General features: G+C 47.9%; 26 protein-coding genes. 25 read left to right on the top strand and 1 reads right to left on the bottom strand.

The annotated features are described in order from the left end of the window. Positions 1-37 precede the first annotated feature (37 nt). The 22 genes from BM412_RS10195 to BM412_RS10090 all read left to right on the top strand — a co-directional run bounded on the left by BM412_RS10195 (position 38) and on the right by BM412_RS10090 (position 22,944). Positions 38-262, top strand: a complete 225-nt coding sequence (locus BM412_RS10195) for a helix-turn-helix transcriptional regulator (protein WP_091217111.1) — start codon at positions 38-40, stop codon at positions 260-262. After that, the gene (locus BM412_RS10190; protein WP_177245751.1) at positions 252-998 is read left to right on the top strand and encodes a DUF3169 family protein; all 747 of its coding nucleotides are present in this window, start codon (positions 252-254) and stop codon (positions 996-998) included. Before BM412_RS10195 ends, BM412_RS10190 begins: the two co-directional genes overlap by 11 nt. 103 nt (positions 999-1,101) lie before the next feature. Continuing rightward, positions 1,102-1,563 (top strand): small multi-drug export protein, encoded by a 462-nt coding sequence (locus tag BM412_RS10185; RefSeq protein WP_091217106.1) that lies wholly within the window; start codon positions 1,102-1,104, stop codon positions 1,561-1,563. Positions 1,564-2,048: 485 nt separating this feature from the next. Next, positions 2,049-3,527: an Lsa family ABC-F type ribosomal protection protein gene (locus tag BM412_RS10180; protein WP_091217103.1), complete on the top strand. Its 1,479-nt coding sequence runs from the start codon at positions 2,049-2,051 to the stop codon at positions 3,525-3,527. Between the two features lie 302 nt (positions 3,528-3,829). After that, complete coding sequence (locus tag BM412_RS10175) at positions 3,830-4,360, top strand: hypothetical protein (RefSeq protein WP_091217101.1); 531 nt, start codon at positions 3,830-3,832, stop codon at positions 4,358-4,360. Positions 4,361-4,534: 174 nt separating this feature from the next. Next, a complete protein-coding gene (locus tag BM412_RS10170) occupies positions 4,535-5,269 on the top strand; it encodes a hypothetical protein (protein ID WP_091217098.1) in 735 nt (244 codons plus the stop codon). Positions 5,270-5,415: 146 nt separating this feature from the next. Beyond that, the gene (locus BM412_RS10165) at positions 5,416-6,333 is read left to right on the top strand and encodes a tyrosine-type recombinase/integrase (protein ID WP_091217095.1); all 918 of its coding nucleotides are present in this window, start codon (positions 5,416-5,418) and stop codon (positions 6,331-6,333) included. A gap of 189 nt (positions 6,334-6,522) precedes the next feature. After that, positions 6,523-7,635 carry a 4-hydroxyphenylpyruvate dioxygenase gene (gene hppD / locus BM412_RS10160; RefSeq protein WP_091217093.1) on the top strand — a complete coding sequence of 371 codons (1,113 nt, stop codon included), beginning with the start codon at positions 6,523-6,525 and terminating at the stop codon, positions 7,633-7,635. A 31-nt stretch (positions 7,636-7,666) separates the two neighbouring features. Further along, positions 7,667-8,275, top strand: coding sequence for a flavin reductase family protein (locus BM412_RS10155; RefSeq protein ID WP_091217091.1), 609 nt, complete (start codon positions 7,667-7,669; stop codon positions 8,273-8,275). A gap of 29 nt (positions 8,276-8,304) precedes the next feature. Then, the gene (locus BM412_RS10150) at positions 8,305-9,471 is read left to right on the top strand and encodes a homogentisate 1,2-dioxygenase (protein WP_091217088.1); all 1,167 of its coding nucleotides are present in this window, start codon (positions 8,305-8,307) and stop codon (positions 9,469-9,471) included. Positions 9,472-9,501: 30 nt separating this feature from the next. Beyond that, on the top strand, positions 9,502-11,496 hold the full coding sequence (locus tag BM412_RS10145; RefSeq protein ID WP_091217086.1) for an AMP-binding protein: 1,995 nt from the start codon (positions 9,502-9,504) through the stop codon (positions 11,494-11,496). 29 nt (positions 11,497-11,525) lie between these two features. After that, complete coding sequence (fahA, locus tag BM412_RS10140) at positions 11,526-12,800, top strand: fumarylacetoacetase (protein WP_091217083.1); 1,275 nt, start codon at positions 11,526-11,528, stop codon at positions 12,798-12,800. Positions 12,801-12,830: 30 nt separating this feature from the next. Next, positions 12,831-14,564, top strand: a complete 1,734-nt coding sequence (locus tag BM412_RS10135; RefSeq protein WP_091217081.1) for an aromatic amino acid hydroxylase — start codon at positions 12,831-12,833, stop codon at positions 14,562-14,564. A gap of 149 nt (positions 14,565-14,713) precedes the next feature. Continuing rightward, entirely contained in the window at positions 14,714-15,580 is an 867-nt protein-coding gene (locus BM412_RS10130) for a L,D-transpeptidase family protein (protein WP_256256227.1), read from the top strand. Between the two features lie 137 nt (positions 15,581-15,717). Continuing rightward, a complete protein-coding gene (locus BM412_RS10125; protein WP_091217076.1) occupies positions 15,718-15,987 on the top strand; it encodes a hypothetical protein in 270 nt (89 codons plus the stop codon). 24 nt (positions 15,988-16,011) lie between these two features. After that, complete coding sequence (yidC, locus tag BM412_RS10120) at positions 16,012-16,734, top strand: membrane protein insertase YidC (protein ID WP_091217074.1); 723 nt, start codon at positions 16,012-16,014, stop codon at positions 16,732-16,734. A 16-nt stretch (positions 16,735-16,750) separates the two neighbouring features. Continuing rightward, positions 16,751-16,981: a hypothetical protein gene (locus BM412_RS31810; RefSeq protein WP_143111585.1), complete on the top strand. Its 231-nt coding sequence runs from the start codon at positions 16,751-16,753 to the stop codon at positions 16,979-16,981. 194 nt (positions 16,982-17,175) lie between these two features. Continuing rightward, positions 17,176-18,132 carry a peptide-methionine (S)-S-oxide reductase MsrA gene (msrA, locus tag BM412_RS10115; protein ID WP_091217071.1) on the top strand — a complete coding sequence of 319 codons (957 nt, stop codon included), beginning with the start codon at positions 17,176-17,178 and terminating at the stop codon, positions 18,130-18,132. 93 nt (positions 18,133-18,225) lie between these two features. Continuing rightward, a complete protein-coding gene (locus BM412_RS10110; protein WP_177245750.1) occupies positions 18,226-19,668 on the top strand; it encodes a spore germination protein in 1,443 nt (480 codons plus the stop codon). Further along, a complete protein-coding gene (locus BM412_RS10105) occupies positions 19,655-20,815 on the top strand; it encodes a Ger(x)C family spore germination protein (protein WP_177245749.1) in 1,161 nt (386 codons plus the stop codon). Before BM412_RS10110 ends, BM412_RS10105 begins: the two co-directional genes overlap by 14 nt. Positions 20,816-21,064: 249 nt before the next feature. Continuing rightward, on the top strand, positions 21,065-22,162 hold the full coding sequence (locus BM412_RS10095; RefSeq protein WP_091217059.1) for a GerAB/ArcD/ProY family transporter: 1,098 nt from the start codon (positions 21,065-21,067) through the stop codon (positions 22,160-22,162). A 74-nt stretch (positions 22,163-22,236) separates the two neighbouring features. Next, positions 22,237-22,944, top strand: coding sequence for a DUF554 domain-containing protein (locus tag BM412_RS10090; RefSeq protein WP_091217057.1), 708 nt, complete (start codon positions 22,237-22,239; stop codon positions 22,942-22,944). Positions 22,945-23,034: 90 nt separating this feature from the next. On the opposite strand, the gene BM412_RS32090 is transcribed toward BM412_RS10090, so the two are convergent. Beyond that, positions 23,035-23,181, bottom strand: a complete 147-nt coding sequence (locus BM412_RS32090; RefSeq protein WP_177245748.1) for a hypothetical protein — start codon at positions 23,179-23,181, stop codon at positions 23,035-23,037. Between the two features lie 281 nt (positions 23,182-23,462). Between BM412_RS32090 and BM412_RS10085 the strand changes: the two genes are divergently transcribed. From BM412_RS10085 to BM412_RS10075, 3 genes are read left to right on the top strand one after another with little or no spacing between them, the layout of a single operon-like run. Next, positions 23,463-24,518 carry a Gfo/Idh/MocA family protein gene (locus tag BM412_RS10085; RefSeq protein ID WP_177245747.1) on the top strand — a complete coding sequence of 352 codons (1,056 nt, stop codon included), beginning with the start codon at positions 23,463-23,465 and terminating at the stop codon, positions 24,516-24,518. A 44-nt stretch (positions 24,519-24,562) separates the two neighbouring features. Next, positions 24,563-25,669, top strand: a complete 1,107-nt coding sequence (locus tag BM412_RS10080) for a Gfo/Idh/MocA family protein (RefSeq protein WP_091217051.1) — start codon at positions 24,563-24,565, stop codon at positions 25,667-25,669. A 37-nt stretch (positions 25,670-25,706) separates the two neighbouring features. Continuing rightward, positions 25,707-26,510: a sugar phosphate isomerase/epimerase family protein gene (locus tag BM412_RS10075; RefSeq protein ID WP_091217049.1), complete on the top strand. Its 804-nt coding sequence runs from the start codon at positions 25,707-25,709 to the stop codon at positions 26,508-26,510. Positions 26,511-26,517: the final 7 nt, after the last annotated feature.

Below are 26,517 nucleotides of genomic sequence, written 5' to 3'. Positions count from 1 at the left end.
CAATAATCATGTATGATTTCAATGTGGAGGTGATGTAGTGGGTGAATTACGCAACCGCGTCCGAGAGCTGAGAGCTCGCGATCGATTGTCGCAAGGCGATCTCGCCCAATTAATCGGGGCATCCAGACAAACGATTGCCTTGATCGAAAGAGGGGATTACGCGCCTTCGATCGTATTAGCCTTGAAGATCTCGGCTGTTTTTCAAGAACAAGTGGATTCCATATTTTTCCTGGAGGGGGATGAGGAGAACAATGAACAATAAATCGAAAAAAATCAGCGCGCTGTACTTGGTGTTCATGATGGCCGTTGGAGGGGTTTGCGGTTTCCTTCTAACCAGCGAGTCGATTCCGCATCCGGAGAATTTATCGTTTAACCCCGGAATCTATTACGATTACGATCTTATCTTTGGGGTTATAGGTGTAGCTTGTCTTGTTTTGACAATATGGAACATCATCGGAATTATGAGGTACTCCTCCAAACCGGAGAACGAGTTATCGGATGAAGGACCGACAGCAGGCGAGCGTGCCATTGGCTTACTCATGAAGATCAGCGCCTTCAACTATATTTCAGCTTCTTTGTGGTTCGCGCTTTGCATGGCTTATTTCGCGAGCAGGGAAGCACAAGACAAGGATCAAATCGTCTTTCTGAGCGTGAACCTCTTATGTGCTGTTGTATTTATCGTCATAGCGGTTCTTTTGCAGTCGATCATCCTTCGTCACTATAACAAGCTGTACCCGGATCGTTCGATTTCGATGCGATCAAGAAACACGCAGCGAGAGTTGTTTGATAAACTGGATGAAGCTGAGCGATTCACCGTCTATCGCTCTGCCTACAGCTCCTTCAAGGCTGTCAATGTGATGATCTATTGCGGCATTTTGTTCTTTATTCTATATTCCTTCCTGTTTGAATTTTCTCCGCTGCCCATTATTGTCCTCACCGTCATTTCTATTGTCCAGAAAGCTGTATATTTTCGCGAAGCAAGCAAAATGGGCAAGTAACATTCAGAATGACGGCGATTTGCAGATAGCAATTGATCATAATCCAAAAAAACCGTAATAGTATGAATTTGATCGGAGTTCGAAATAACAAGGGGGATATCGATTGCTCGAAGAATATCTGGAAGAATGGTCTTACCTGGCGGTATTCGTCTTGTCGGCGCTGCCCTGGGTAGAGTCTGCGGCGATTGTCGTGCTGGCTATAGCGCTTGGATTAAATCCGATTTGGTCCACTGTTCTTGCTTTTACGGGGAACTGGATAACCGTAGCCCTGTTGATCACCCTCTTCCATAGATGGCAGGAGTGGAGAAACAAAAAACAACCTGCAGAGGTAAGGCAGCAGCAGGAGAGCAAGAAGAGCAGACGGGCTCATAAAGTATTCGTTAAGTATGGATTACCCGGCCTTGCCGTAATCGGTCCGCTATTGATCGGAACGGAAGTCGCAGTGGTCTTCGCCATGATTTTCAAAGCCCCGCGTAAAAACGTTCTCTTCTGGATGACGACGAGCCTTGCCTTCTGGACTGTTCTATTCGCGGCAGGTGCCTATTACGGTTTTAGCATTATCTAATTATTAACTTTTCATAAGGCAGTCGTTTCAAGATTGAAAAGTAAAAAACTTTATGATAAGATGAAGTCTAATTTAACGATTGGAGTTGAAAAGGATTATGTAATATTTCTTGCTTATGTCGTAAAGAATAATTCAGCACGTCTGTTTTATTCTTTATAAGCAAGGAAGTTACGAATTCTTTTCACTCAATCTAAATATTCATTCCTGCCCTCATTAAGGTCGGATTTGTTATATTTGTTTGAGCCACAAGAAGGTAACTTTCTTGTGGCTTTTTTGTTATCAATTGGACTATTTAAGAAACAACAGGATCGAAGAAGCTTATCTAAAAAGGAGAGGTAACATGAGCACAGACACGGTCATTACACATGATTTACTCCGTATAAGTCGTTAATATCCATTGAACTTATGCGGAGCGACTAAGGAGAGATGGGTATGAACCGACTTTTTATAAAAAGGAAATGCGTTATAAAAAGGAGGAACTTACCATGTCAATGATACATGTACAAAACCTGACATTTTCATATCCCAGCAGCTTTGATGCTATTTTTGAAGATGTTAGCTTTCAAATCGATACGGATTGGAAGCTTGGATTTATTGGCCGTAATGGTCGTGGCAAGACAACTTTTTTCAATTTGTTATTAGGAAAATATGAATACCATGGAACGATTATTTCTTCCGTTGAATTTAATCATTTTCCATATCCTGTATCTGATAAAAGCAGATTCACGCATGAAATATTAGAAGAAATATGTCCTCAGGCAGAGGATTGGGAGCTGCTTCGGGAAATATCTTATTTAGATGTCGATGCCGAAGTGATGTACAGACCATTCGAAACGTTATCGAACGGGGAACAAACGAAGGTTTTGCTGGCTGCGCTCTTTTTGAATGAAGGGCAGTTTTTGTTAATTGACGAGCCAACCAATCACCTGGACAGTCATGCACGAAAGATGGTTTCGAATTATTTGAAGAAGAAAAAAGGATTCATTCTCATTTCACATGATAGAAACTTTTTGGATGGCTGTGTGGACCACATCTTGTCGATCAACAGAGCCGATATCGAAGTTCAAAGTGGCAACTATTCTTCTTGGAAGCTGAATTTCGACAGACAGCAGGAACATGAAGAAAGAACAAACGAGCGTTTACGAAAAGATATCGGAAGGCTGCAGCAATCTTCAAAACGTTCTGCCAATTGGTCTAATCAAGTAGAGGCTTCCAAAAATGGCACAACGAATTCCGGTTCCAAATTGGACAAGGGGTACGTGGGACATAAAGCTGCCAAAATGATGAAACGTGCAAAGAACCTGGAAACAAGGCAGAATAAAGCGATTGAAGAAAAGTCAACACTGCTTAAAAATGCGGAAAAAACGGAGTTGTTACAATTAGCGCCTCTTGAATGCAAAGCTAAAGAACTGATTCAGTTAACGGACGTGGCTGTTCGGTATGATGGTGAATTGGTTCATGCGCCAATAAGTTTTAACGTTGAAGCAGGGGACCGGGTCGTGCTTGATGGACGGAATGGCAGTGGAAAAAGCAGTATTTTAAAATTAATTTTAGGGTATCCACTCCAATATACAGGTGCTTTGAGCATTAGCTCTGGCCTAGTCATATCTTATGTACAACAAGATACGTCTCACTTAAAGGGGAAGTTATCAGACTTTATTGAAGAACATCAGATTGATGAACCGAAATTTAAATCCATTCTACGCAAGTTGGATTTTGACCGTATCCAGTTTGAAAAAGATATTTCCCACTACTCCGGCGGACAAAAGAAAAAGTTGCTTATCGCCAAGAGTTTATGTGAAAAAGCTCATTTATACATTTGGGATGAACCGCTAAACTTTATTGATGTTTATTCACGCATGCAAATTGAAGAGCTTATCAAAAGCTTTCATCCAACCATGATTTTTGTTGAGCATGACCAGACATTCCAAGAAGAAATTGCAACGAAAAGAGTTGTCTTATAGTAGATAGCGATTTGCATGAACTTCAAGCTGAAGTATAGCCATTTTCAAAGACAGCCGCCGGCAATATTGGCGGCTGTCTTTCATTCAACGTTAGCTTCGCATAAGGACAAACCTTCCAAACCATCCTCTTTCGTACATCCCTACAGAAAATCCTTCGTTACCTACTTGTAACTGTTTCGTTAACGTTCTGTCATTCCTTTCGAGGCTGGTGTGGGTAATATGAGGTTGTAAGCCAACAGTCGCTTGTCTCTAATAAAAACAGAGATGAAATTCTAACGAATAGCTTTGAGGAGGAAATGAATATGAAAAAGAAAAACAAGATAGCCGCAGCGCTTCTGGTGGCTGTTGTCGCCGTATCCGTACCGGCTATAGTATCCGCAAACAGAGCGGCGAATCATGCTGAACAGGTAGTGCCAATCGTTGCACAAGCGAATCAGGTTCAGCAAGCCGTCTATGAGAATACTCAATATGGCTTCCGTTTCACGCTGCCGGAAAGTTGGAAAGGGTACACGATCATAACGGACAAATGGACAGGTCAGGATGTGACAGACGGTAAGGTCATAGAAAGCGGTGCGTCCATCGGCATCCGCCATCCCGAATGGACAGCTGACAAGCCTAGACAGGACATCCCTATTTATGTCTTTACGATCGATCAATGGAACGCGATTCAGCAGGAGAAATTTTTCATCGGAGCTGCGCCTGTGGGACCAAGCGAACTAACTCGCAATGACAAATACGTGTTCGCACTTCCGGCACGATATAACTTTGCCTACCCTGAGGGCTACCAAGAGGTGGAAGACATCTTGAAGGGCAATCCCATTCAACCGATGTAATCGAATAGAAAGAAAGAAGAATCCGCTGAAATGAACTGCACCTCGCTTGTTAGACATCATCTAACAAGCGGTTTTTTTATTTTTCGGATCTTATCATGAATACAAACCGGCTGAAATATATTTTTGTGAAGAAAACGGCTATCCTTCATGCGAATGATAGGGAGGCAGAGGTTTATGGCAAAACGAAAATCGATGATCAAAAAAACAAGGAGAAGAAAAACTCCTGTCGATCCTCGTGCTAATTCATCAGCTCTTACTAAAGAAAGTAGTCCCATCACAAACCAGGTATATCGAGACGGAGCCTCTGGCTCCTACAGTAACAGTGCGATTGCAATGATCCCACCTGGTCAACCATTCCCAACATCAAAGCAAGAACAGACCCTCGGTGTTAAGATTGCCAGAGCAATGTTGTCCGGCCCTCGGAACATTACCAGAGATGCAACAGTTGCAGAAATGGATCGCGACGGCAATCTGGTTATCCTGCGGAGAGGGACCAATAATTGGATATGTTTTCCCGGTGATGAGAATCAGATTGGCAAACCTCCTATGTGTGCTGATCCGATGGGATTGCAATGGTTCATGGACTGCATCGACAAGAAGCCACAGCCTACGAATAGGGCTCCGGGCATTATCTATATGCTCTGCGGTGCCACGCAGCATAGCAATACCGATCCTTTTGATAGAACAAGCCCCGCGATTCCGATTGGTCCGCACTGGATGATCGTCTGGCCTTTTAATGCCAAGCAGAGCGGACTGCCGAATACGATTAGAGATGCAGGTGCCTGGGTGATGTACGATGGCACTCCCTACGCCTATCTTCACATCTGCGGCTCACCTTGGATTGGCAATGTGTACAATGAGGGTATGGATCCAATTTGGACGATGGCATATGGGACGGTTCAAGATTAATGAGCGAGTGTGATGATCCAATACATTAAATGCATGCATTTTGGCCCAAAACCATGCTATAATAAGTGCGCAAAACACATATTTTGCGCACTTTCGTCTCAGATCGACAAAAGTCTTCGAAGTCAGCCTACGATAGAGGTGAATGCATGCCCCACAACCATGAAACGGATGAACAATACGAGGAAGAGCTGCGTGCATTTCATATATGGATGAAGCAAGCGGGATATACACCGACAACGCAAAGAGAATATAAGAGAGAAGCGCATTCCTATCTCCAATCGCTCGATGGTCTCTCCGCCCAGAAAGCCGGAAAGATGGATGTAGTCGGATATTTGGTTTCCAAGCAGGATTCAACCGGTGATCGCACGAGAAACCGAACACTTTCGGCTATTCGTTCCTTCTATGTAGCCTTAATAGATTTCGAGATGGCAACGAGGAACCCGGCAATGGAAGTGAAGAAATCCAAGACAGAGAAGAACAAGAAACCGGTCTACCTGGAGGAAGAGGAGCTTGTCCAAAGTCTCGCTTTTGTCGATGGCCGGTACCGAGATCGGAATCTGGCGATTTTCTTGTTGATGAGCTATTGCGGCCTAAGGGTTGGAGAAGTGCATCGCTTGAATCTCAAAGACTTCAAGAAAGCGAAAGGAACGATCGAAGTATTCGGCAAAGGGAGAAAATGGAACGAAATCCCCGTACCCGAAATGCTGAGCTCGATTCTGGATAAAGTAGAGCAGGAGAGAATTGCCCCCTATCGGGAGAAAGAAGAAGCTTTCTTCGTGTCTCAGAAGGGGAAGAGATTGTCCATTCGGCAGATTCAGAAGATCGCCGAGCAGACCTTCGCGGCCTTCAAATTAGACAAACCCGGGTTGTCCGACATGAAGTTATCCTGTCATAAATTGCGACATACTTTCGCGACGATGCTGCTCCGTAATGGTGTGGATATTCGGGTTGTTAAAGAGCTGCTCGGTCATTCCTCGATTGAAACGACGATGATTTATACGCATGTCAATGACGATCAGAAGAAACAAGCCATGTCGACCATTAACATTCCGGTTTTGATCTAATTCCATATTCAAATGCGTTCAAGAGCTGCCATAAGGCGGCTCTTTTTCATTTACTTCCAAATTGTTTAGGATAGTTCATCCTTAAGCTGAATAAATATTAGCATAGCTGCTTCGACAACGTCCGCAGGTGCTGAATAAGATAACGGCAAGAGGAAGCGGCGTTCGCCGTGAGAAAAAGGGTGAGACATCATGAAGAAACAACGACGGATCAATTCGCAATCATCGGATATGTTTCCGGTCAGAGGAATCGACTTTCTCGAAATTTATGTCGGCAATGCGAAACAAGCCGCTCATTATCTTAGCAAGGGGTTCGGATTCAAGGTGGTGGCTTACGCAGGTTTAGAAACAGGGGAAGCCAATAAGGTCTCGTATCTGCTGGAGCAGCATCAAGCGCGTTTTGTACTCAGTGGATCGCTGACGCCGGATCATCCCATTGCAGAGTTTGTCAAAAAGCACGGAGATGGCGTGAAGGACATCGCGATGCGTATCGATGATGTAGAGAAAGCTTACCATGACGCTGTTGCGAGAGGCGGCATCCCCATTCTGGAGCCGCGGGAACATAAGGATTCGAATGGAACCGTGACGACGGCAGCCATCGGAACGTATGGGGACACCATCCACACATTAATTAATCGCAGCAACTATAAAGGCGTGTTTTTACCTCATTACGAGCCCTGCGACCTGAACATCCCGCATCGATCGACCGGATTAATCGGGATTGATCATGTTGTCGGCAATGTGGAGCAGATGGAGGAATGGGTGTCGTATTACGAGAAGGTCATGGGCTTTAAGCAAATGATTCATTTCGATGATAAGGACATCTCTACCGAATATTCGGCGCTCATGTCGAAGGTGATGTTTGGCGGCGGACGGATTAAGTTTCCGATTAACGAACCCGCGACAGGTAAACGCAAATCGCAGATTCAAGAATTTCTCGATTATTATCATGGCGCCGGCGTCCAGCATATCGCGATTTTGTCGAATGACATCATTGCAACGGTAACGGCATTGCGAGATAACGGCATCGAGTTCCTAAGTACACCTGACAGCTATTATGAAATGCTAACAGAGCGAGTAGGTACGATCGATGAAGAGATTGCAAAGCTCCAAGAGTTGAACATTCTTGTAGACCGTGACGATGAAGGTTATTTGCTGCAAATTTTCACGAAACCGATTGTGGATCGACCGACTTTATTTATCGAAATCATTCAGCGAAAAGGCGCCGTTGGATTCGGAGAAGGCAACTTTAAAGCGTTGTTCGAGTCGATCGAACGGGAGCAAGCGCGAAGAGGTAATTTATAAGGAATTACGACAAATCGGAGGGGGAGTTGCGATGAAAGTGGATCCTGATACGCTGCCGTGGAGGGACGCCTACAAGCTGCTGATTGGCTCCGTTCTGCCGCGTCCTATCGCTTTTGTCTCCACTGTCGATCTTCAAGGCCGCAATAATTTAGCTCCGTTCAGCTTCTTCACCGGCATCTGTGCGAAGCCGATGATGGTTTGTTTTGCGCCGATGATACGAGGTTCGGACGGGAAGAAGAAGGATACGCTGGCCAATATTGAAGCGACCAAGCAGTTTGTTATCAATATTGTAGGAGAGAAAATTGCCGCTCAAATGAATGACTGCGCCATCGAATTCCCACCCGAGGTGGATGAATTCACTTATACGGGACTGACGAAAGTACCGAGCCACAGCGTTCTGCCGCCGCGAGTGCAAGAAAGCGATGTGCAGCTTGAATGTACGTTACATCAAATCGTATCCATAGGCGAGCTGCCCGGCGCCGGCAGCCTCGTGATCGGCCGGGTCGTTTGCGTTCATGTACAGGATGAACTATTCGAAGGCGGCAAAATCAACAGCGAACTGTTAAGACCGATCGGCAGAATGGCAGGGCAAACCTACACGAGGGCGATTTCCGACACATTTGATCTGGAAAGGAAGTAGCAGCCCGAAGCTGAGGGGAGAGAACGAATATGGCGTTCTATCATCGGATGGGGGAGATTCCGCCGAAACGACATACGCAATTTCGTCAGCCTGACGGTAGTCTGTACCGTGAACAAGTGATGGGAACCAAAGGGTTCTCGGGCATCCAATCGATTCTCTATCATCACCATCCGCCGACCGAGATTACGAAAGCATCCTTGTTGTCAGCGAGCAAACCGCAATTTGAGACGCAAGGCGCGCTTCGTCATCGCCATTTTCGCACCAATCGATTGATCTTGAAAGGAGATGCCATCTACGGCAGGCAATATATGTTCGGCAACGACGATATCTTAATCGCTGTCGCGCATCCTACTGAAGCGATGGACTTCTACTATCGCAATGGGGATGGCGATGAATTGATATTCGTCCATAAAGGCTTCGGCAAAGTGGAGACGATGTTCGGCACTTTACGCTATCGGCCAGGCGACTACATTGTCATTCCAATCGGAACCATCTACAGAGTCGTACCGGATTCCGGCAAAACGAAGCTTCTCATCGTGGAAACGAACAGCTGGATCACGACACCGAAACGATACCGCAATGAGCAGGGTCAGCTGCTGGAGCACAGCCCGTACTGCGAGCGGGATATACGGCTCCCAGAACAATTGGAAACGTTTGCAGAAAGAGGCGAATTTGAAGTTCGTACTCGCAAAGGCGGTTATCTGCATGCCCACATTTTCGCCCATCATCCACTGGATGTTGTCGGGTGGGATGGCTACCTCTATCCGTGGATTTTGAATATTCGCGATTTTGAACCGATTACGGGACGGATCCATATGCCTCCTCCGATTCATCAAACATTCGAAGGCAACCAGTTCGTGATTTGTTCGTTCTGTCCAAGGCTCTATGATTATCATCCCGATTCGATTCCTGCGCCTTATTATCACAGCAATGTCGATAGCGATGAGGTGCTTTATTATGTGAAAGGGAATTTTGGCAGCCGCAAAGGGATTGAAGAAGGTTCGATGACGCTGCATCCGTCAGGAATACCACATGGGCCGCATCCCGGCAAAGTAGAAGAGAGCATTGGCAAGAAGGAAACCAATGAGCTGGCCGTTATGATCGATACGTTCCGTCCCTTGCAAGTCGTCGAGCACCTGCAGTCGGTAGAGGATATGAATTACGTATACAGCTGGGTATTGCGACCGGACACGTAGTCCGGCCGGATACTGAAGGAGATGCTGCCTATGCGGCAACAACCGGTGTGGTTCCCGAACCAGCCCGATATGGAACAAACACGTCTATATCAGTTCATGCTCAAGTATGGATTTACCGATTATGAGGCTTTTTATCGCAAATCGATTGAGGACATCAGCTGGTTCTGGCATGCGGTCGTGCAAGATATGGGGATCGAATGGGCAAGTCCTTATGAGCAGGTTGTAGATTTTACTGCGGGCTTACAATGGCCATCCTGGTTTAAGCAGGGGCAGTTGAACATCGCTTCCAATGCTGTCGACAAATGGTTAATCGACCCCGCCGCAGCCGGCAGGAACGCAATCATCTGGGAAGGTGAGGATCATCAAACCCGGAAGTTCACCTATATCGAGCTTAATGAGCAAGTGAATCGCGCAGCGCATGGTTTAAGGCGGCAATTGGGAATAAGTCCGGGTCAGCGTGTTGCTCTTTATATGCCTATGATTCCGGAAACCGTGATAGCGATGCTTGCCTTAGCCAAACTAGGCGCTGTGGCGGTACCCATCTATTCGGGTTATAGCGCTGAAGCTGCAGCTAAACGAATGGAAGGGGCCGGATGTACAGTTCTGATCACAGCCGACGGCTACTACCGGCGCGGCAAACCGATTCCCATGAAGGAAGAGGCTGACAAAGCGGCTGATGCGGCGGTTCTTATTGTTTCAATGGTTGTTGTTCGGCGGTTGGGCAATCCGATCACTTGGCGGCAAAAGCGTGATGTCGACTGGGTGGAACTCTTGGACAGTGAAAATAATGAGGCTTCCGGAACCTTCGCAGCTGTGCCAATGAACAGCAGCGATCCGTTGATGCTCCTCTACACCTCCGGAACAACCGGATTACCTAAAGGGATTGTTCATACGCACAGCGGATTTCCGCTCAAAGCCGCATTCGATGCCGGTTACGTGATGGATTTTCAGCAAGGCGACACGATGTTATGGATCACGGATATGGGTTGGATGATGGGACCTTTCATGGTGTATGGCACCTTGTTAAGCGGCGGTACGATGGTATTGTACGAAGGAGCGCCCGATTATCCCGGCCCGAATCGAATATTTAACCTCATTAACAAACATAAAGTGACCCATCTCGGCGTTTCGCCAACGCTGATTCGCAGCTTGATGAAGCATGGCGATGCGTGTTACAGGGAAAGCGATCTAACGTCGCTAAAGGTAATCGGATCGTCAGGCGAACCTTGGAATCCCGAGCCGTGGCAATGGCTGTTCCATGAAGTCGGCCAAGACAGAATTCCCATTGTTAATTACTCGGGCGGTACCGAAATATCAGGAGGCATTCTGGGAAATGTACTGCTGAAGTCGATCGCCCCGGCCGGCTTTAACACGGCGATACCGGGCATGCATGCGGATGTATTTTCCCAAGAAGGGAAGCCCGTTCGCAGTGAGGTTGGGGAACTGGTGCTCAAGAACGCTTGGGTCGGAATGGCAAGCGGATTCTGGCAAGAACCGGAACGCTACGAGCAAACCTATTGGTCGCGATGGCCTGATATATGGGTTCATGGCGATTGGGTCGAGCTGGACGAAGATGGATTCTGGACGATCACCGGACGCTCCGACGACACCTTGAATGTGGCAGGCAAGCGGCTTGGACCAACCGAAATCGAATCCTTGCTTGTCGAGCATTCTCGCGTGGCAGAAGCCGCCGCGATTGGCGTGCCGGATGATCTGAAAGGAGAAACGGCCGTTTGTTTCGTCGTACTGAATCATCCGTTACTCCGTCCTGATGAAATGACTGCTTTGACAGCCGAACTATTGGAGTGGGTGACCAGCCATCTCGGCAAAACATTCAAACCTTCAGCCATTCACATGGTGGACGCATTACCGAAAACAAGAAATGCGAAGGTGATGCGCAGAGTCATCCGAGCTGCCTATTTAGCCATGGATCCGGGCGACCTATCCGCACTCGAAAACCCGGAATCATTAGAAGCGATAGCGAGCTTTAAAGAGCAGGGTAAGTCACCGCGTGAAAGCAATTAATCTCCATGTGATGTAAAGGAGTATATTCTATGGCATGTTCATTCATTAAAGTGGATGCGGATTCGCATTTTCCGATACAGAATTTGCCCTATGGCGTATTTCGTCCATTGCGTCATCCTGGCTGTATGCCACGAATCGGAGTAGCAATCGGAGATTACGTGCTGGATTTAGAGGTATTGGACAAAGCCGGCTGCTTCGACCATTCGCGAGTATCCGGGAAAGGCGTATTTGCCCAGTCCTCGCTCAACGCGTTCATGGCGATGGGTCGTGATGTATGGCGCGAGGTTCGATCCATCATCTCGAGGTTGCTCGATTCGAATGAGCCTACGCTTCGAGATAACTTCCCGCTCCGATCGACGGCATTTTACCGTCAACGTGATGTCGAGATGCTGCTGCCTGCGGAAATCGGTGATTATACCGATTTCTATGCATCCAAGACTCATGCCGTTAATGTCGGTACTTTATTCCGAGGCAAAGAACAGGCATTGATGCCGAATTGGCTGCACCTTCCGGTCGGTTATCATGGAAGGGCAAGCTCCATTGTCATCAGTGGAACGAACGTTCGCCGCCCCTGCGGACAGATCAAACCTCAGGACTCCGCTGTGCCAACATTCGGCCCGAGCATCCAGCTGGATTTTGAACTGGAGATGGGCTGGTTAATTGGAACCGGCAATAAGCTTGGGGAGCCGATCCCAATCGGAGAAGCGGAACAGCATCTATTCGGTCTTGTTCTCGTCAATGATTGGAGTGCTCGGGACATTCAAGCTTGGGAGTACCAGCCGCTTGGCCCTTTCCTCGGTAAAAACTTCGCGACTTCCATTTCCCCCTGGGTCGTCCCAATAGAGGCTATTGCACCTTTTCGTGTCCCGGCAGCTACGTTACAAGAGCCTAACCCGCTTCCCTATCTGCAGCATAGGACAATGAGTTCCTTCGATATTCAATTAGAGGTGTACTGGCAGCAAGCAACAAATGCTAGCCGGGAACGAATTACCGCAAGCAATTACAGCAATCTGTATTGGACGATTGAGCAGCAGGTCGCACATCATACGGTTGGCGGCTGTAATTTACGACCGGGGGATCTGCTCGCTTCCGGTACGATCAGCGGCCCTGCGAAGGATTCAAGAGGCTGCATGCTGGAGCTTACTTGGCGGGGAACAGAACCGCTTCGCTTGAATAACGACCAAGAGAAACGCACATGGCTTGCCGATGGCGACCGAATTACGATGACCGGCTGGTGCCAAGGCGATGGATATAAAATCGGCTTCGGAGAGGTAACAGGGATGGTATTGCCGGCAGCCAGATAGATCACGCGAACAGCAGAGGGAGTGGAAGACATGAGAATGATTCCGCCTCATTTGTCCCCCTATATATCCGAACAAGATTACGATCGGTACACGCCGATTGATCACGCAGTGTGGCGTTATGTGATGCGTCAGAATCATCATGCGTTAAGAGATACGGCTCATGCGGCTTTCGTTAGCGGACTGCTGAAGTCCGGTATTCAGAAGGAGAGTATTCCCCGAGTATCCGAGATGAACGCATGCCTTGCCAAAATCGGATGGGGCGCTGTAATCGTCAAAGGACTCATTCCCGGAGCTGTGTTCTACGAGCTGCTCGCGAATGGAATATTGCCGATTGCAGCTGAAATTCGTAAATTATCGAACATCGAGTACACCCCGGCTCCTGATATTATCCACGAAGCTGCCGGCCATGCCCCGATCTTGTTTGATCCTGAATACAGGGCTTATGTGCAAACAATCGGGTCCATAGGTACTAAGGCTTTCTCCATGAAAGAGAGAGGGGAGGCTTTCGAGGCGCTGCGCTTATTAACGATCGTCATGGAAGATCCCAAATCAACTGCGGAAGAGAAGGCTGCTGCGCAGAAGCTGGTGGAGGAGAAACAACAGGCGATTACGGAGTTAACGGAAGCTGAGAAAGTGTCTCGACTCTTCTGGGCAACCGTCGAATACGGCCTGATCGGGGAGCTGGATGATCCGAAAATCTACGGTGCCGGTCTGCTGTCATCCGTCGGAGAGAGCAAGCATTGCTTCACGGATGCGGTAAAGAAGCTGCCCTATTCCGTTGATGCTTGCGTCGCCAGCCCAAAGGTCGTAACGGAGATGCAATCCCGCCTCTTTGTTTGCCATAGCTTCGAGCAATTATTAGAAGGCGTGGAAGCATTGGCGAATACAATGGCATTTCGAGTCGGTGGCACGGATAGCTTGGAGAAGGCGCTGCGTTCGCGTCATGTGGCGACGATTGCATTCAACTCGGGCATTTGTGTTACGGGGATCATCCATAGCATCGAGAAAGACTCGAACGGCGAAGCTGTCTATGTGAAGACGACAGGCGAAACGGCGTTGTCAGTGCATCAACAGCAATTAAGCGGTCATGGCAAGCAGTATCATGCCGCAGGATTTGGCACGCCCATTGGCAAGCTGCAAGGCGGGATTGCATTGGAAGAATGCGATGATCACATGCTTACCGGGTTAGGCGTACTTCAAGGAAATCACACGGAGCTGGTTTTCGAAAGTGGCATTCATGTTGCCGGACGGATCAAGAGCATACTCAAAAACGATCAACAAGTCATGCTTCTATCCTTCGAGGACTGTTCGGTCACTTGGGATGGTAAGGTACTGTTCAAGAAAGAATGGGGCACGTACGATATGGCGGTAGGTTCGCATATCGTCTCTGCATATCCCGGTGCCGCTGACCCGGCAGCCTACTACAGCGCAACAGTACCTCTCGTACATGAAACCGTAGTAGATCCGGGTCCTCCCACACCGCTTAACGAGCTTGAAACCCTCTATCAACAAGTAGCAGCCATAAGAGAGTCGGACAGCTTCGCAGACCAATCGCTCCAAGCACTCACTGAGATCCACAACGAGCTCATCCAAACCTATCCGAACGACTGGTTATTGCGATTGGAAATGCTCGAATTGGCCGTTGCCAACCAGGAACTGCAAGCACTGGAGCCCCCCTTGCAACAAGAATTGAATGATCTTTGCAATGAAGCTCCCATTCGGAATCTCATCCTAAATGGTTTAGCTATACTAAAGTTCCACTAAAGATTAGAAAAAGCAGTGGTGCAGAGACATCCCCGTTCATACATTGATATGTATATCAATATTTGAATATGGAGCTAGTACTCCTATTTATGTATTGAGAAAGTATGCAAGTATGGAACGGGAGGTTATCTGTCTTGGGTCGGAATGGGTTGAGAATCGTTGTCCTCACTTTCATAGTTTCACTGCTGCTGAGTGTGTTCCCACTTGCGACTGCAAGTGCTAAAGCAAGTAATAACCAGTTGATTGTTATAAATAAAAGCACGAATAAATTGGCGTATTTCAATAACGGGGAGCTTATTAAAACCTTCTCCGTCGCGACTGGGAGAACGAGTACATTAACACCGGAAGGAAGCTTCCAGATCGTCAACAAAATCAAAAACAGACCTTATTACAAAGAGAAAATTCCCGGTGGCGACCCTCGGAATCCGCTTGGCGACCGGTGGTTAGGGCTGGAGGTTGACGGCACGGAAGGCACAACCTATGCGATTCACGGCAATAATAACAGCAAATCGATTGGCAAGTACGTCAGCGCAGGCTGCATTCGGATGAAGAACGATGAGATTCACTGGTTATTTCCGCAAATTGAAATCGGAACGCTCGTTGTTATAACGAGTTCGGAGCATACTTTAACCGAAATTGCTGAAGCACATGATTACCCGGTCATGAAGAATTATGAGGGAAAGCTGCTCGTTAACGGAGAACCGAAGGACTTGGAAGATGCCTTGTTAATTGCCGATTCGCGCGTCTTTATTCCGATGAGGGAAGTGTTTGAGCTGTTGGGAGCAGAAGTAACCTGGGATGATGCAACGAAGACGGTGACGGCTGTCATCGGCGATCGAACACTCACCCATACGATTCAATCGACAACCGTCGATTTGAATGGGGAGGCCGTAACCATAACCGCGTCAAAACTGGTCGCGAATAAGGTGCTGCTGCCGCTGCGAAATATATCGGAGCTGATTGGTTATTACGTTGAATGGGACGCTAATACCAAAGAAATCCGAATTACCAAGTAATCCCGAGAACGTGTAACCCCTGGTTCTACTTAGGGTTGCACGTTTTTCAATTTTCATCCGTCTCTCGACCGATTCCGTTTAGCGTCGAAATCGATTAGACTATACAAGTACGAATGGAACGGAAAGGGGGGATATCATTGTTCGAGCCGTATGATGCGCTTCTATATGCGATGTCGATTTGTACACTGGTTTCATTGGCTTACTTATGCTTCGTTTGGATTCCGACAGCCGCCGATGATGCGAGATGGACGAGAATACGTGAAGCGGATATGCCGTTATCATTGCTGAAGAAACCACCCGGCGTTATTCTAACGCGGCGACAGCGGCTAACACGGCATACGAAACGCAAAGAAGCGCCTGACGATGATACATCCCCGTGCACGACCCTGTTGATTGCTGCAGCATAACAACAACAGGGAGGACTATTAATCATGTTAAATATGCACGCTCAAGTTAGCTTTTTTCATCAGTACTTTGTTTCGCCGTTTTCTTGGATGATTGATCATTTTGCAGGATGGTTCGGAGGCAGCTTCGGACTTGCCGTTATCGCGATTACAGTGATCGTGCGGCTAGCGCTAATGCCGTTCATGATTAACCAATATAAGCAGCAGCAGAAGATGAGACGCAAGATGACGGCCATGCAGCCTGAGCTTGATGCGATAAAGCAGAAATACGTTAACAATACGGATGCCGATAAGCAGCGTAAGCAAACAGAGGAAACGATGGCAGTCTACAGCAAGCACGGGTACAACCCGCTGAACATAGGCTGCCTTCCGATGCTGCTTCAAATTCCAATTCTGTCCGGCATGTATTATGCCATACGGTCTAACCCTGAGCTTGCCCATCATACGTTTCTATGGTTCCAGCTGGGGAAACCGGATCTTATCTTGCCGTTCTTGGCTGCCGGTGTGTACTTAGCCCAAGCTTTGATTGCCAAGAGTGCGGCACCTCAGATGAATGCAGCCAAAGGGATGGGCTGGATTGTATATCTTTCCCCGGTCATGATGGGCATATTCTCATTCTCCGCACCCGCTGCGATGCCGCTCTACTGGTGCATTGGGGGAATGATCATCATCCTGCAGACGTTGATTTCCAAATGGATGTATCCAATGGAAGAGACTACTGTAATATCAGCAAAGACAGCCCAATCGTAAATCGACAAAGAACCGAATGGATCGCCGATCCTTCGGTTCTTCTTTATTTAGCGGCATTAATCCATTTGATTTCAGCGTTGGAAAGAGAGATAATGACCATGCTGTATCTACTATTTTCTTAAACCTAAAGGAGCAACCCATGACACCTATTCTCCTCATTCCCGTCGCAATTATGATTCCGGTCATTCTTTTCATTATCTTCATCATTATTTACAACAAGCGGCAAAAGGATAATAAAGCAGAGTAGTCGGCCTTTCCCGGCTGCGAGCATGTAATTCGTGTATCGGAATAGAGGCGCATAACCATATAACGACTGCTTCTCGGTATTGTAGCCGGGAAGCAGTCGTTTTCGTTAGTCAGAGTTATGCAGCTACTGGTGCATATCCTTCAGATGTTCGATAATAATGAAACAATCTAATGAATAGTGGTGGTGTTTACAACATGGAACATGCTAAACCGAGGACAGAGATCGCAACCTTTGCAGGCGGCTGCTTCTGGTGTATGGTTCAGCCATTTGATACCCTTCCGGGGATTGAATCTGTCATTTCCGGTTATACCGGAGGCCACACCGAGAATCCGACCTACCAAGAAGTCGGGACGGAAACGACTGGCCATGCTGAAGCCGTTCAAATTACATTTCAGCCGGAGTTGTTTCCTTATGAGCGGCTGCTGGATATCTATTGGCAGTTGATCGATCCAACGGATCGCGGCGGGCAATTCGGCGACCGAGGAGCGTCTTACCGAACTGCGATATTCGTACATAACCAGGAGCAGCGCAAGAAAGCGGAAGCCTCCAAGCAAGCGCTGCAGAAGAGCAAAAGGTTCAAGAAGCCGATTGTGACCGAGATCGTACCCGCAGCGAAATTCTATCCTGCTGAGGACGAACATCAGGATTATTACAATACGCACCGAAGATCATACAATATGTATCATGATTACAGTGGTCGCGATGAATTCGCCGAGCGAAGCTGGAACACGAAGAAAGACAAGGATCGACTGCGTCAGCAATTAACGGAGCCGCAATACAGTGTCACACAGAACAGGGAGACGGAACCCGCGTTCAGGAACGAATATTGGAATAACGAACGTGCTGGCTTATATGTTGACATCATTAACGGCGATCCGCTGTTCAGCTCTAAGGACAAGTACGATGCGGGAACAGGATGGCCGACGTTCTCGAAGCCGATTGAGGAGGGCTGGATCCGCAAAGAATCCGATTTGAGCAACGGTCAGGCGCGAACGGCGCTGCGCGGCCGAATTTCCAAATCGCATCTGGGACACTTAGTCCAAGACAGCGTTAAACCTCAATATCGGATCAATTCCGCTTCGTTACGTTTTATTCCGGCAGCTGAATTGGAGGCGGAAGGGTACGGCCGCTTTAAGCACCATTTTGCATAAATTTGGGTCTTCGGGCGAATACTTTCTGTGATCCTATTCTATTGCTGGCCCTGGAGAACAGAAATGATAATCGATCCTTCCGTTGCACGGAACATGAGCAATTTGGAGCAAATGTACGTGGATAACAACTACTTTCGCTTCCAGCACTTCGATTCGAAACAAGGAAAACGACTGGCTGCCGTTGCTTATTTAAGTGTGATTGTCAATCAGCAAACCTTGAACAAGCAGTTCGTAAGGAAGATCAATGAAGATATTCTAGCCCAAGAGAACCCTACGGCCGAGTCGATTCTCGTATCGCTTCGCTCATTAGGCATCGTCACCGAAATAGACGAAATGGGCATGGTCGCCGATATGATTTCGGATGCCGGAATTGTCATTTTCATCGAAGGCTTAACGGTGTGTTATGGGATTGGGATACCCGGTTATGAGACGCGGGCAGTTGACCAACCATCTTCGGAAATCAATGTGCGGGGACCTCGCGAAGGATTCACAGAGGACTTGAAAGTGAATATGGGCTTGGTTTATCGCAGAATGAAGACCACCAAACTGAAATCCAAAATCTTTGTTCTCGGACGTGAAAGCCAAACGAAAGTCATGGTCGTTTATCTAGATGATCAAGTGGATGCTTCCGTTCTTCGCGAGGTTGAAGAGAGAATAGAGTCGGTCAAGCTGAATATCGTTGTAGACAGTGCCCAAATTGAAGAATGGATTCAAGACAGTCCGTATTCTCCGTTTCCCCAGATTATGAATACGGAGAGACCGGACCGTGTCGTCACCGCATTAAATCTTGGTAAAGTGATTATTTTCACGGACGGTAGCCCGAATGCGCTTATTGCACCATCCACCTTTACTGATTTCTTGCACCCCAGCGAGGATCTCTACGAAAAGTTTTATTTTGCCAATTTTCTACGTCTATTACGCATGCTTACATTGCTTATTTCGCTCTGCGGACCTTCTTTATACATAGCCCTAACGACGTTCCATCTTGAGATGATTCCGACTCCGCTAATGCTTACGTTCCTCTCCACCAAAGCAGGCATTCCGTTCCCGACTTTTCTGGAGGCGCTTATCATGGAGGTAGCTTTCGAGATTCTTAGAGAAGCAAGCATTAGGCTGCCTCGTACGGTTGGACAATCCGTAAGCATCGTTGGTGCGCTCATTATCGGAGAAGCAGCTGTTCAATCAGGCATAATCTCGAGACCGATGGTCATTGTCGTCGCGATGACCGGCATTGCTTCATTTACGATTCCGTCATTCAATACGGCAATTACGCTGCGGTTGCTGCGTTTTCCGTTGATCTTTATTGCTGCTTGGACGGGTGTACTCGGCCTGGCTCTTGGCATGTTTGCAATCGTCCTGCATTTATGTTCGCTTCGGTCTTTCGGGAAATTGTATTTGCCTACGTTTAATTCACATCGCTGGAAGGACGTAACCGAACATTATCTGCTGCTCCCGATTAAGCACCGAAGACAGTCCAAGAATGACACTTCATATGCATCCATGGAAGGGCAGGTTAGGGAACATGAGGATCATTAACCTTCTCTTGCTGGGGTTTATTCCCTTGTTCCTGCTTGCGGGGTGCTCTCCTGATGTAAGAGAAATTAACAGTATCGCGCTTGTTACGATTACAGGGGTCGATTACGATGAGCAATCCAAGAAATTCATAATTACGTTGTATTGCAATTACACCCCCTCGGCCAGCAAGGATATGCCGGAAAAGACATTAGAGTGGATCGCAAGTTCATCCGGCGAGTCGATTCTCGATGCGGCGCGGAATATAAGAAGCCGGGCCGGAAAACAATTGATCTGGCAGCATGACAAGTTTTTCATCGTGGGGGAAAGCGCGGCGAGGCATAAGTTCTATGAAATTATCGATTATTTCAATCGGTCCCGCGAAATTCGGATGTCCGGCTATTTGGCGATCAGCAAAGGAAAAGCATCTGATATTCTCCAGTTGAAGTCAGAATCCGGTGATCTGATCACGAATGAAATCGAGGGCAAGGTTAGGAACGAGCATCTGTGGGGCAAAAGCATCAACATTGAGTTGAAGGACATCGTCAATTATTACACGGATCCGAATCGCGGCTTTGTTATTGGGAAAATGAATATTTCGAAGCCGATCAACAGTGATCGCTCGGTCATGATTCTGAGCGGTGGCTCCGTCATCAATAAGGGGAAGCTCGTAGGTTGGATGAGTGCCGATGATGTGCTGAGCGTTCATATGCTTATGGGGAAGAAGAAATGGAGATACCTGGAATTCGTGCAATCCGTGCCATTTAAATCAGAGAAAGTGTCGCTGATGATGAAGATATTGAAAAGTAAAACCCACTACAAGTCCATCAACGGAAGGCCGGCATTAACCATTGACGTGAAATTAAAAGGCACATTAATCGATACGAGCGGTCCCATTCTATTAACGGCTAACCGTACGCTGGAGCAGCTGGAAGATGCGGCTGAGAAGGTAGTTCAGCAGCAGCTTAAGGTAAGCTTGTCTCACTTTCAGCGTGATATGAAAGTTGACGTTCTCGGCTTCTCCGATTTCCTTAGGCAATATCACCCGAATGTATGGAAGAGAACGAGACAGAATTGGATGGAAGTCTATCCTACTTTACCCGTAACGATTACTGTCAGCGCGAGCATCCCTAATCTCGGCATGAGCCAAGTTCTTGGAGGAGGACAATGATATGCTGATCTTTACCATCCTTATGCTTTTCTTCGTTTACGTGATTGCGACATACGTTAAGCTTTGGAAGCAAAAGAATAGAAAAGAAGCCATCGTACTGTTACTCTTTGGCCTGTTTATTGCCTGTTATTTCATACCGGTGATTGAGAATTGGATGCCAACCTCCGAGTCCATTAATACGTTTTTGTATAAGCCTATTTCCGTGTATGTGCGAAGTGCGTTGAATATAAATTTGGGAGTCGATTAGACGTGAAGCAGGAGAAAATAACGAGTTTCCAGCTGGGGTGCCTGTGTTTCGCGTTTATGTCGGGTTTCTCGACTTTATATTTGCTCGAAGCCAAATGTCTGACCCAGGATGTATGGATCTCGAATATTTTAGCTACGGTTGCCGTGATTCTTACGTTGGTCATCACCTCCTATATACAAAAACAATTTCCTCAGCTCAATCTAAGCGATATTATCATCATCCTATTAGGGAAATGGGTCGGGAAGCTGCTTCTAACTGTTTTTATGATTGACTTAGTCGGACTAGGCGTGTTGTCGGTTCGATCGATAGCGCTGTTTTATACAAGCGCAATCCTGCCCAATACCTCGCCGAATTTGATTATGCTCATTGTATTTATCGTGACGATCTATGCTGTTTCACTTGGTATTGGCACGATCGTCCGAAGCGTTCTTGTGATCCTGCCGTTCTTCATCATCTCGATTATAGTGATCTGCATATTCATCTATCGAGATGTGGAATACAATCCGTTTCTTCCTCAGTTTCAACATCCGTTAAACATGTATGTATACGGCACCATGATTTCATTCGGATTTCCTTTTGGAAAATCAAGCGTGATGGCGTTTCTGTTTTCAGACGTGAACAATCCGAAGAAAGTATTGTTAAGCTGCAGCGTAAGCGTCATGTTCTCGTGCCTATATCTGTTAACGTCAACGTTTCTTGCATTCGGCTGTTTGGGAATAGGGATGTTCCAGTCGTCATCGTTTCCATTCTTCTCGTCGATTCAGCTTGTTAAATTCGGAGAATACATCGAACGGATTGAGATTCTGATCATCGGCATTTGGACCATATTCACGTTATTCGAGATCATTATTGTTCAATATGTATTTGTCAAACTATTAGGCAAAGTGTTTGAACTCAAAAATACGAAATCCTTTATTGTACCTGTAGGAGCCTTATACCTTGCGATCGCAATCAAAAGCTTCCTGCTGCCGACGGATTTACTATCCTATGACGTCAATATTTTGCCATTTACGATTATATTGCCTGTTGTAATTGTGCCTATCGTGCTCCTTATTTTAACGTGGCTGAAGGGGAGAAGGTCAGGGGTAAGGCCTGTTTAACGGCAACAATCGATGCCAGCGAGATGCAAAGATGATACGATAGAAAGGAAGTGAGAGATAAAGGGGAAAATAACGTGGTATTGACAGGGGCGGTCGTAAACGCGGCAGCGATAATTGGCGGAGGTGTACTTGGCATTGTATTGCCTCGCGTCAAGGATGAGATGAAGAAAACGGTTATGGCCGCGATGGGCATGCTGGTGCTCGTGCTGGGGATTGGAATGGCATTAAAGTCGGATAACTTTGTCCTTGTGGCATTCAGCTTGGCGATCGGCGGTGTCCTGGGCGAGCTCTTGAACATTGAAGGGAAACTGCAGAAGCTGGGAGAGCAGCTGCAAGCCGTTGTAGCGCGCAACAAACCAAGCAACATTGCGGAAGGGTTCGTCACAACGACGCTCGTATTCTGTATTGGGGCTATGGCGGTGCTTGGTTCGCTGGAGAGCGGCTTGCACGATAATCATAACATCCTATTTACAAAATCGATCCTGGATGGTTTTCTGGCGCTGCTTTTCGCGTCGACCTTGGGAGTAGGCGTGTTATTCTCAGCGATACCCATCTTGTTGTATGAAGGGGCACTGACGCTGTTCGCTTCGGTGATCACGTCCTGGATAGGCGATCAAGTTTTGGATGCAATCATTCTTGAAATTACATCCATCGGCGGCATTTTAATCATGGGTATCGGCATTAATATCTTGAATGTGATGCGAATCAGAGTCGCGAACTTGCTTCCGGCGATTGTGATCGGAGCATGTCTGGTTCCGATTATGAAGTGGTTGGCGATTTAATGGGGTTACATAAAAAACAGCGTATTTGCAAGCATGCTTGCAAATACGCTGTTTTTTGTTTGCCATTACACCGAAGTAACCGAAGTACCTTTATCCCGTTGATGGGCTGTTCGGTGCAAAGCCTTTCTGATTGCGGTTCCGATCCGTTGAACCGGCAACATCATTCTCGGCTTGCTTGGATTCCGTCTGCATGGCGTTCATTTTACCCTGCAGCGTTTTGTTCTTATTTCTGGACAATGCTCATCCTCCTCGACGATATGTAGTTGCCTTGAGGGAGGCGGTCATAGGTTGCCCAATCCGCTCTTCACCAATTCTTCCTCATCTTGGCTGCCATTTATGTCCTGATCGCAACAGTTATTGTCCAGATCGACCATGATTCCATGCTTTAGGTTGATTATGATGAGGGAAGTAATCGTTTACATGGTCAGAAAACAACAAAGTGATAGCTGAATGCTGCATGTCCGATCTTTGGATCGTACACGCAAACCAATCAGCAGTGAAGGAGAGGTATGAACCCAATGATTGGAGTTGGAATCCTCGGATTTGCCCATGGGCATGTCAATGCTTATTGTGACGAATGGAAGACGGCTGATTACGGCGTGAAGGTGCTTGCTGCTTGGGATCATGATGCGAAGCGATTGGAGACGGCCTGCACGACGTATGACCTGCAAGGGTATGCGGATGCGGTCAAAGTAGTCGAACGAAGCGACATTCAAGCGGTAGTGATTGCTTCCGAGACATCGCGTCATGCCGAATTGGCAGAGCTCGCCGCTGCTCATGGCAAGGCGATTATCTTGCAGAAGCCGATGGCGCTAACCCTGGCGGAAGCGGATCGAATCGTGGCGGCCGTGCAGCAGCATCAAGTTCCGTTTACGCTGGCTTGGCAGATGAGAACGGACCCTCAGAACATCCAGATGAAGCAATGGCTGGAGAGCGGAGAGCTTGGTCAAATCTTTATGGTCCGACGCAGACACGGCTTGCCGGTGGGTCTCCATGCTGATTTTGCCAACAGCTGGCATGTCGATCCGGCAGCCAACCGCGATATTTGGGCAGATGATTCCGCGCATCCGACTGACTTTATTCACTGGCTGCTCGGTGCTCCGGTAAGTGTAACGGCCGAAATTGGTTCCATGTATAACCCGCGTATCCCCATGGATAACGGAATTGCCGTGTATCGTTATGCGGACGGTCCGATTGCTGAGGTTAGCTGCTCATTTACATGTACTTCGGCTCAGAATACGACAGAAATTATCGGGGAGCTTGGCACGATCGTTCAGAATTACGGGGACGCCACCAGCTGCAATGTTCCTCGTCCCGACGATGGCGCAGGGCTTATGAAATATACGGCTGCAACAGGCGCTTGGACCGCTAGCGACATTGCGACGCCGGCGAACCATGGCATTCGTATCCGCGGACTTGCGAAGCCGCTGGCTGAATTCCTTCGGGGCGAACGTGCGCCGATTGCGACGGCCGAAGAAGGACGCACCTCATTGCGAATGGTGCTTGCTTCGTACGTTTCGAGCGAAGAAGGCCGCCGTGTACAGCTTAATGATCCGAAGATCGAGAACGTTTAACAGACACACCAATACCTATAAAACTATTTCAGGAGGACTCAACCATGGCAGTTAAAATCGGAATTGTAGGGATGAACGGAATCGGGAATTTACACGCGGTATGTCACAAAGAAGATGAGCTCGCTGACCTCGTAGCGGTATGCGACATCATCAAAGAACGTGCGGATGCCGCAGCAGAGAAGTACGGGGTGAAAGCTTACTACAGCTTGAAAGACATGATTGAGAACGAGCCGGATATCGAAGTCATCGACGTCACGACAGGCGGAATCGACAACGGAAGCTGGCATTTCGAGCCTGCGATGGAAGCCATCAGCTACGGGAAGCATGTGCTGGTCGAGAAACCGCTGTGCCACGATATTCGCGAGGCGCGCGAGCTCGTTGCTTATGCAGAGAAGCAGAAGGTTTACCTCGGCTGCAACCTGAACCATTATTTCACCGAACCGGCCGCGAAAGGCAAGCAATATATCGAGAACGGCGAAATCGGCGAGCTTGTGTACTGCTTGGCGAAGATGGGCTTCAACGGTGGTGAGGCTAATTACGGTCCTGCAGGATCCGGCAAAGTCAAAGGTCATCCGTATTTCCATATGAAGGCGTTTCTTACGCATCCACTTAGCGTAATGAGACATTTCTGCGGGGACATCACGCATATTCAGACGTTCTCGGATCGTCCGGGCTTCCGCAGAAGCGCCGGCGATGTCATGGCCTCGATCAACAGCATCCATTTGAAATTTGCCAACGGCGGCGTCGGTTACTTGCTCAGCCAGCGCGGCGATGCAGTGTACGGCCTTGGCGGCTGGTGGAGTCTGGAGATGGCCGGAACGAAAGGAACGTTCTGCATCGAGAACTGCGTGGAGAAAATCTCGTACTGGAAAGCGGAGAAGGGCATTCCGGCCATCAGCGTTCAGCCGGAGCCGGTAGTGACGGATTATGGCACCAACGACTTCAATACGACGTTTAATCACAGGCTGCATGCTTTCTTGGAAGATGTATCGAACAAGGTGCCATTCGAGGAGCTGCGCGCTAATGGCCGCGATGCGCTCGCAGTATTGGAATATACCTTCGCCGTTATCGAGTCGTTCGAGCGTGGGGGAGAAATGGTTCGACCGCATCCGCTTCCGCCGCTTCACGGCGATCCGCTGTTCTTGAAATAAAACCAACACTATTTCGATCCTTGAGGAGGATATAACAATGATACAAATCGGCGTGAACTCGGTACTATTCAAATCTTATGATTTCGCTCAAGCAGCCAAATTAATTGCGCAATGCGGATACGACGGCGTGGAAATCTCGGCGATTCAAGGCATGTGCGAGCATCTGGATCTCAGCCGCTGGCAGGAACAGAAGGATGAGCTGCAAGCGATCGTGCAAGAGAATGGCTTGAAATTCCTCTCGATGGAGGTTGCTTCGCTGAACGAAGATCGCCTGCTGCTTGCTTTCGAAGCGGCGCAAGCCATCGGAATCCCGATTATTAATGTCGGTCCCGGCGGTAAATCAGGCGTTGACGAGGACTTGGCTGCATCGATCGCGACGCTGAGCCGCTTGTCAGAGATCGCCGGTACTTACGGCGTTACGCTTTGCGTGAAAGCACATGTCGGCAGCTCCATCTACAACACGCCGACTACACTTGCGGCGATGGAACAAATTCCGTCATCCTCATTCGGTATCGATATGGATCCAAGCCATATTCACCGTTCCGGCGAGAATGCGGAAGAAGCACTCCCTGCCGTAATCAGCCGCGTGAAGCATATTCACATCCGCGACTGCAAGGGCCGCGAGCAAGGACCGGGTTCAATCGAGCTGCAAGCATGCGGACGCGGTGAAATCGATCTGTTTGGATACTGTGAGGCACTGGTAGCCGGCGCTTATGACGGCCCGGTAGTGCTCGAAGTTATCGGCGCGCAGCCGACACATACCATTGAACAAGTTACTGCTGTTGCCGCCGAGTCCTATGGGTATCTGAATGCTGTCTTCAAGAAATTAAACGCTCGTTAGACGGTAC

The sequence above is a fragment of the Paenibacillus sp. BC26 genome (assembly GCF_900116125.1).
Taxonomy (GTDB): domain Bacteria; phylum Bacillota; class Bacilli; order Paenibacillales; family Paenibacillaceae; genus Paenibacillus_Z; species Paenibacillus_Z lignilyticus.
The sequence above is the reverse complement of the archived record's forward strand: the minus strand, read 5'-3'. Positions and strand labels throughout refer to the sequence as shown.

Bases quoted from the DNA above. Each gene is read 5' to 3' on its own strand.
- BM412_RS10105 (WP_177245749.1), top strand. From the start codon at position 19,655: ATGAGGATCATTAACCTTCTCTTGCTGGGGTTTATTCCCTTGTTCCTG.
- BM412_RS10165 (WP_091217095.1), top strand. From the start codon at position 5,416: ATGCCCCACAACCATGAAACGGATGAACAATACGAGGAAGAGCTGCGT.
- BM412_RS10155 (WP_091217091.1), top strand. From the start codon at position 7,667: ATGAAAGTGGATCCTGATACGCTGCCGTGGAGGGACGCCTACAAGCTG.
- BM412_RS10145 (WP_091217086.1), top strand. From the start codon at position 9,502: ATGCGGCAACAACCGGTGTGGTTCCCGAACCAGCCCGATATGGAACAA.
- BM412_RS10175 (WP_091217101.1), top strand. From the start codon at position 3,830: ATGAAAAAGAAAAACAAGATAGCCGCAGCGCTTCTGGTGGCTGTTGTC.
- BM412_RS10170 (WP_091217098.1), top strand. From the start codon at position 4,535: ATGGCAAAACGAAAATCGATGATCAAAAAAACAAGGAGAAGAAAAACT.
- fahA (WP_091217083.1), top strand. From the start codon at position 11,526: ATGGCATGTTCATTCATTAAAGTGGATGCGGATTCGCATTTTCCGATA.
- BM412_RS10075 (WP_091217049.1), top strand. From the start codon at position 25,707: ATGATACAAATCGGCGTGAACTCGGTACTATTCAAATCTTATGATTTC.
- BM412_RS10150 (WP_091217088.1), top strand. From the start codon at position 8,305: ATGGCGTTCTATCATCGGATGGGGGAGATTCCGCCGAAACGACATACG.
- BM412_RS31810 (WP_143111585.1), top strand. From the start codon at position 16,751: ATGGATCGCCGATCCTTCGGTTCTTCTTTATTTAGCGGCATTAATCCA.
- hppD (WP_091217093.1), top strand. From the start codon at position 6,523: ATGAAGAAACAACGACGGATCAATTCGCAATCATCGGATATGTTTCCG.
- yidC (WP_091217074.1), top strand. From the start codon at position 16,012: ATGTTAAATATGCACGCTCAAGTTAGCTTTTTTCATCAGTACTTTGTT.
- BM412_RS10080 (WP_091217051.1), top strand. From the start codon at position 24,563: ATGGCAGTTAAAATCGGAATTGTAGGGATGAACGGAATCGGGAATTTA.
- BM412_RS10110 (WP_177245750.1), top strand. From the start codon at position 18,226: ATGAGCAATTTGGAGCAAATGTACGTGGATAACAACTACTTTCGCTTC.
- BM412_RS10190 (WP_177245751.1), top strand. From the start codon at position 252: ATGAACAATAAATCGAAAAAAATCAGCGCGCTGTACTTGGTGTTCATG.
- msrA (WP_091217071.1), top strand. From the start codon at position 17,176: ATGGAACATGCTAAACCGAGGACAGAGATCGCAACCTTTGCAGGCGGC.
- BM412_RS10085 (WP_177245747.1), top strand. From the start codon at position 23,463: ATGATTGGAGTTGGAATCCTCGGATTTGCCCATGGGCATGTCAATGCT.
- BM412_RS10135 (WP_091217081.1), top strand. From the start codon at position 12,831: ATGAGAATGATTCCGCCTCATTTGTCCCCCTATATATCCGAACAAGAT.
- BM412_RS10180 (WP_091217103.1), top strand. From the start codon at position 2,049: ATGTCAATGATACATGTACAAAACCTGACATTTTCATATCCCAGCAGC.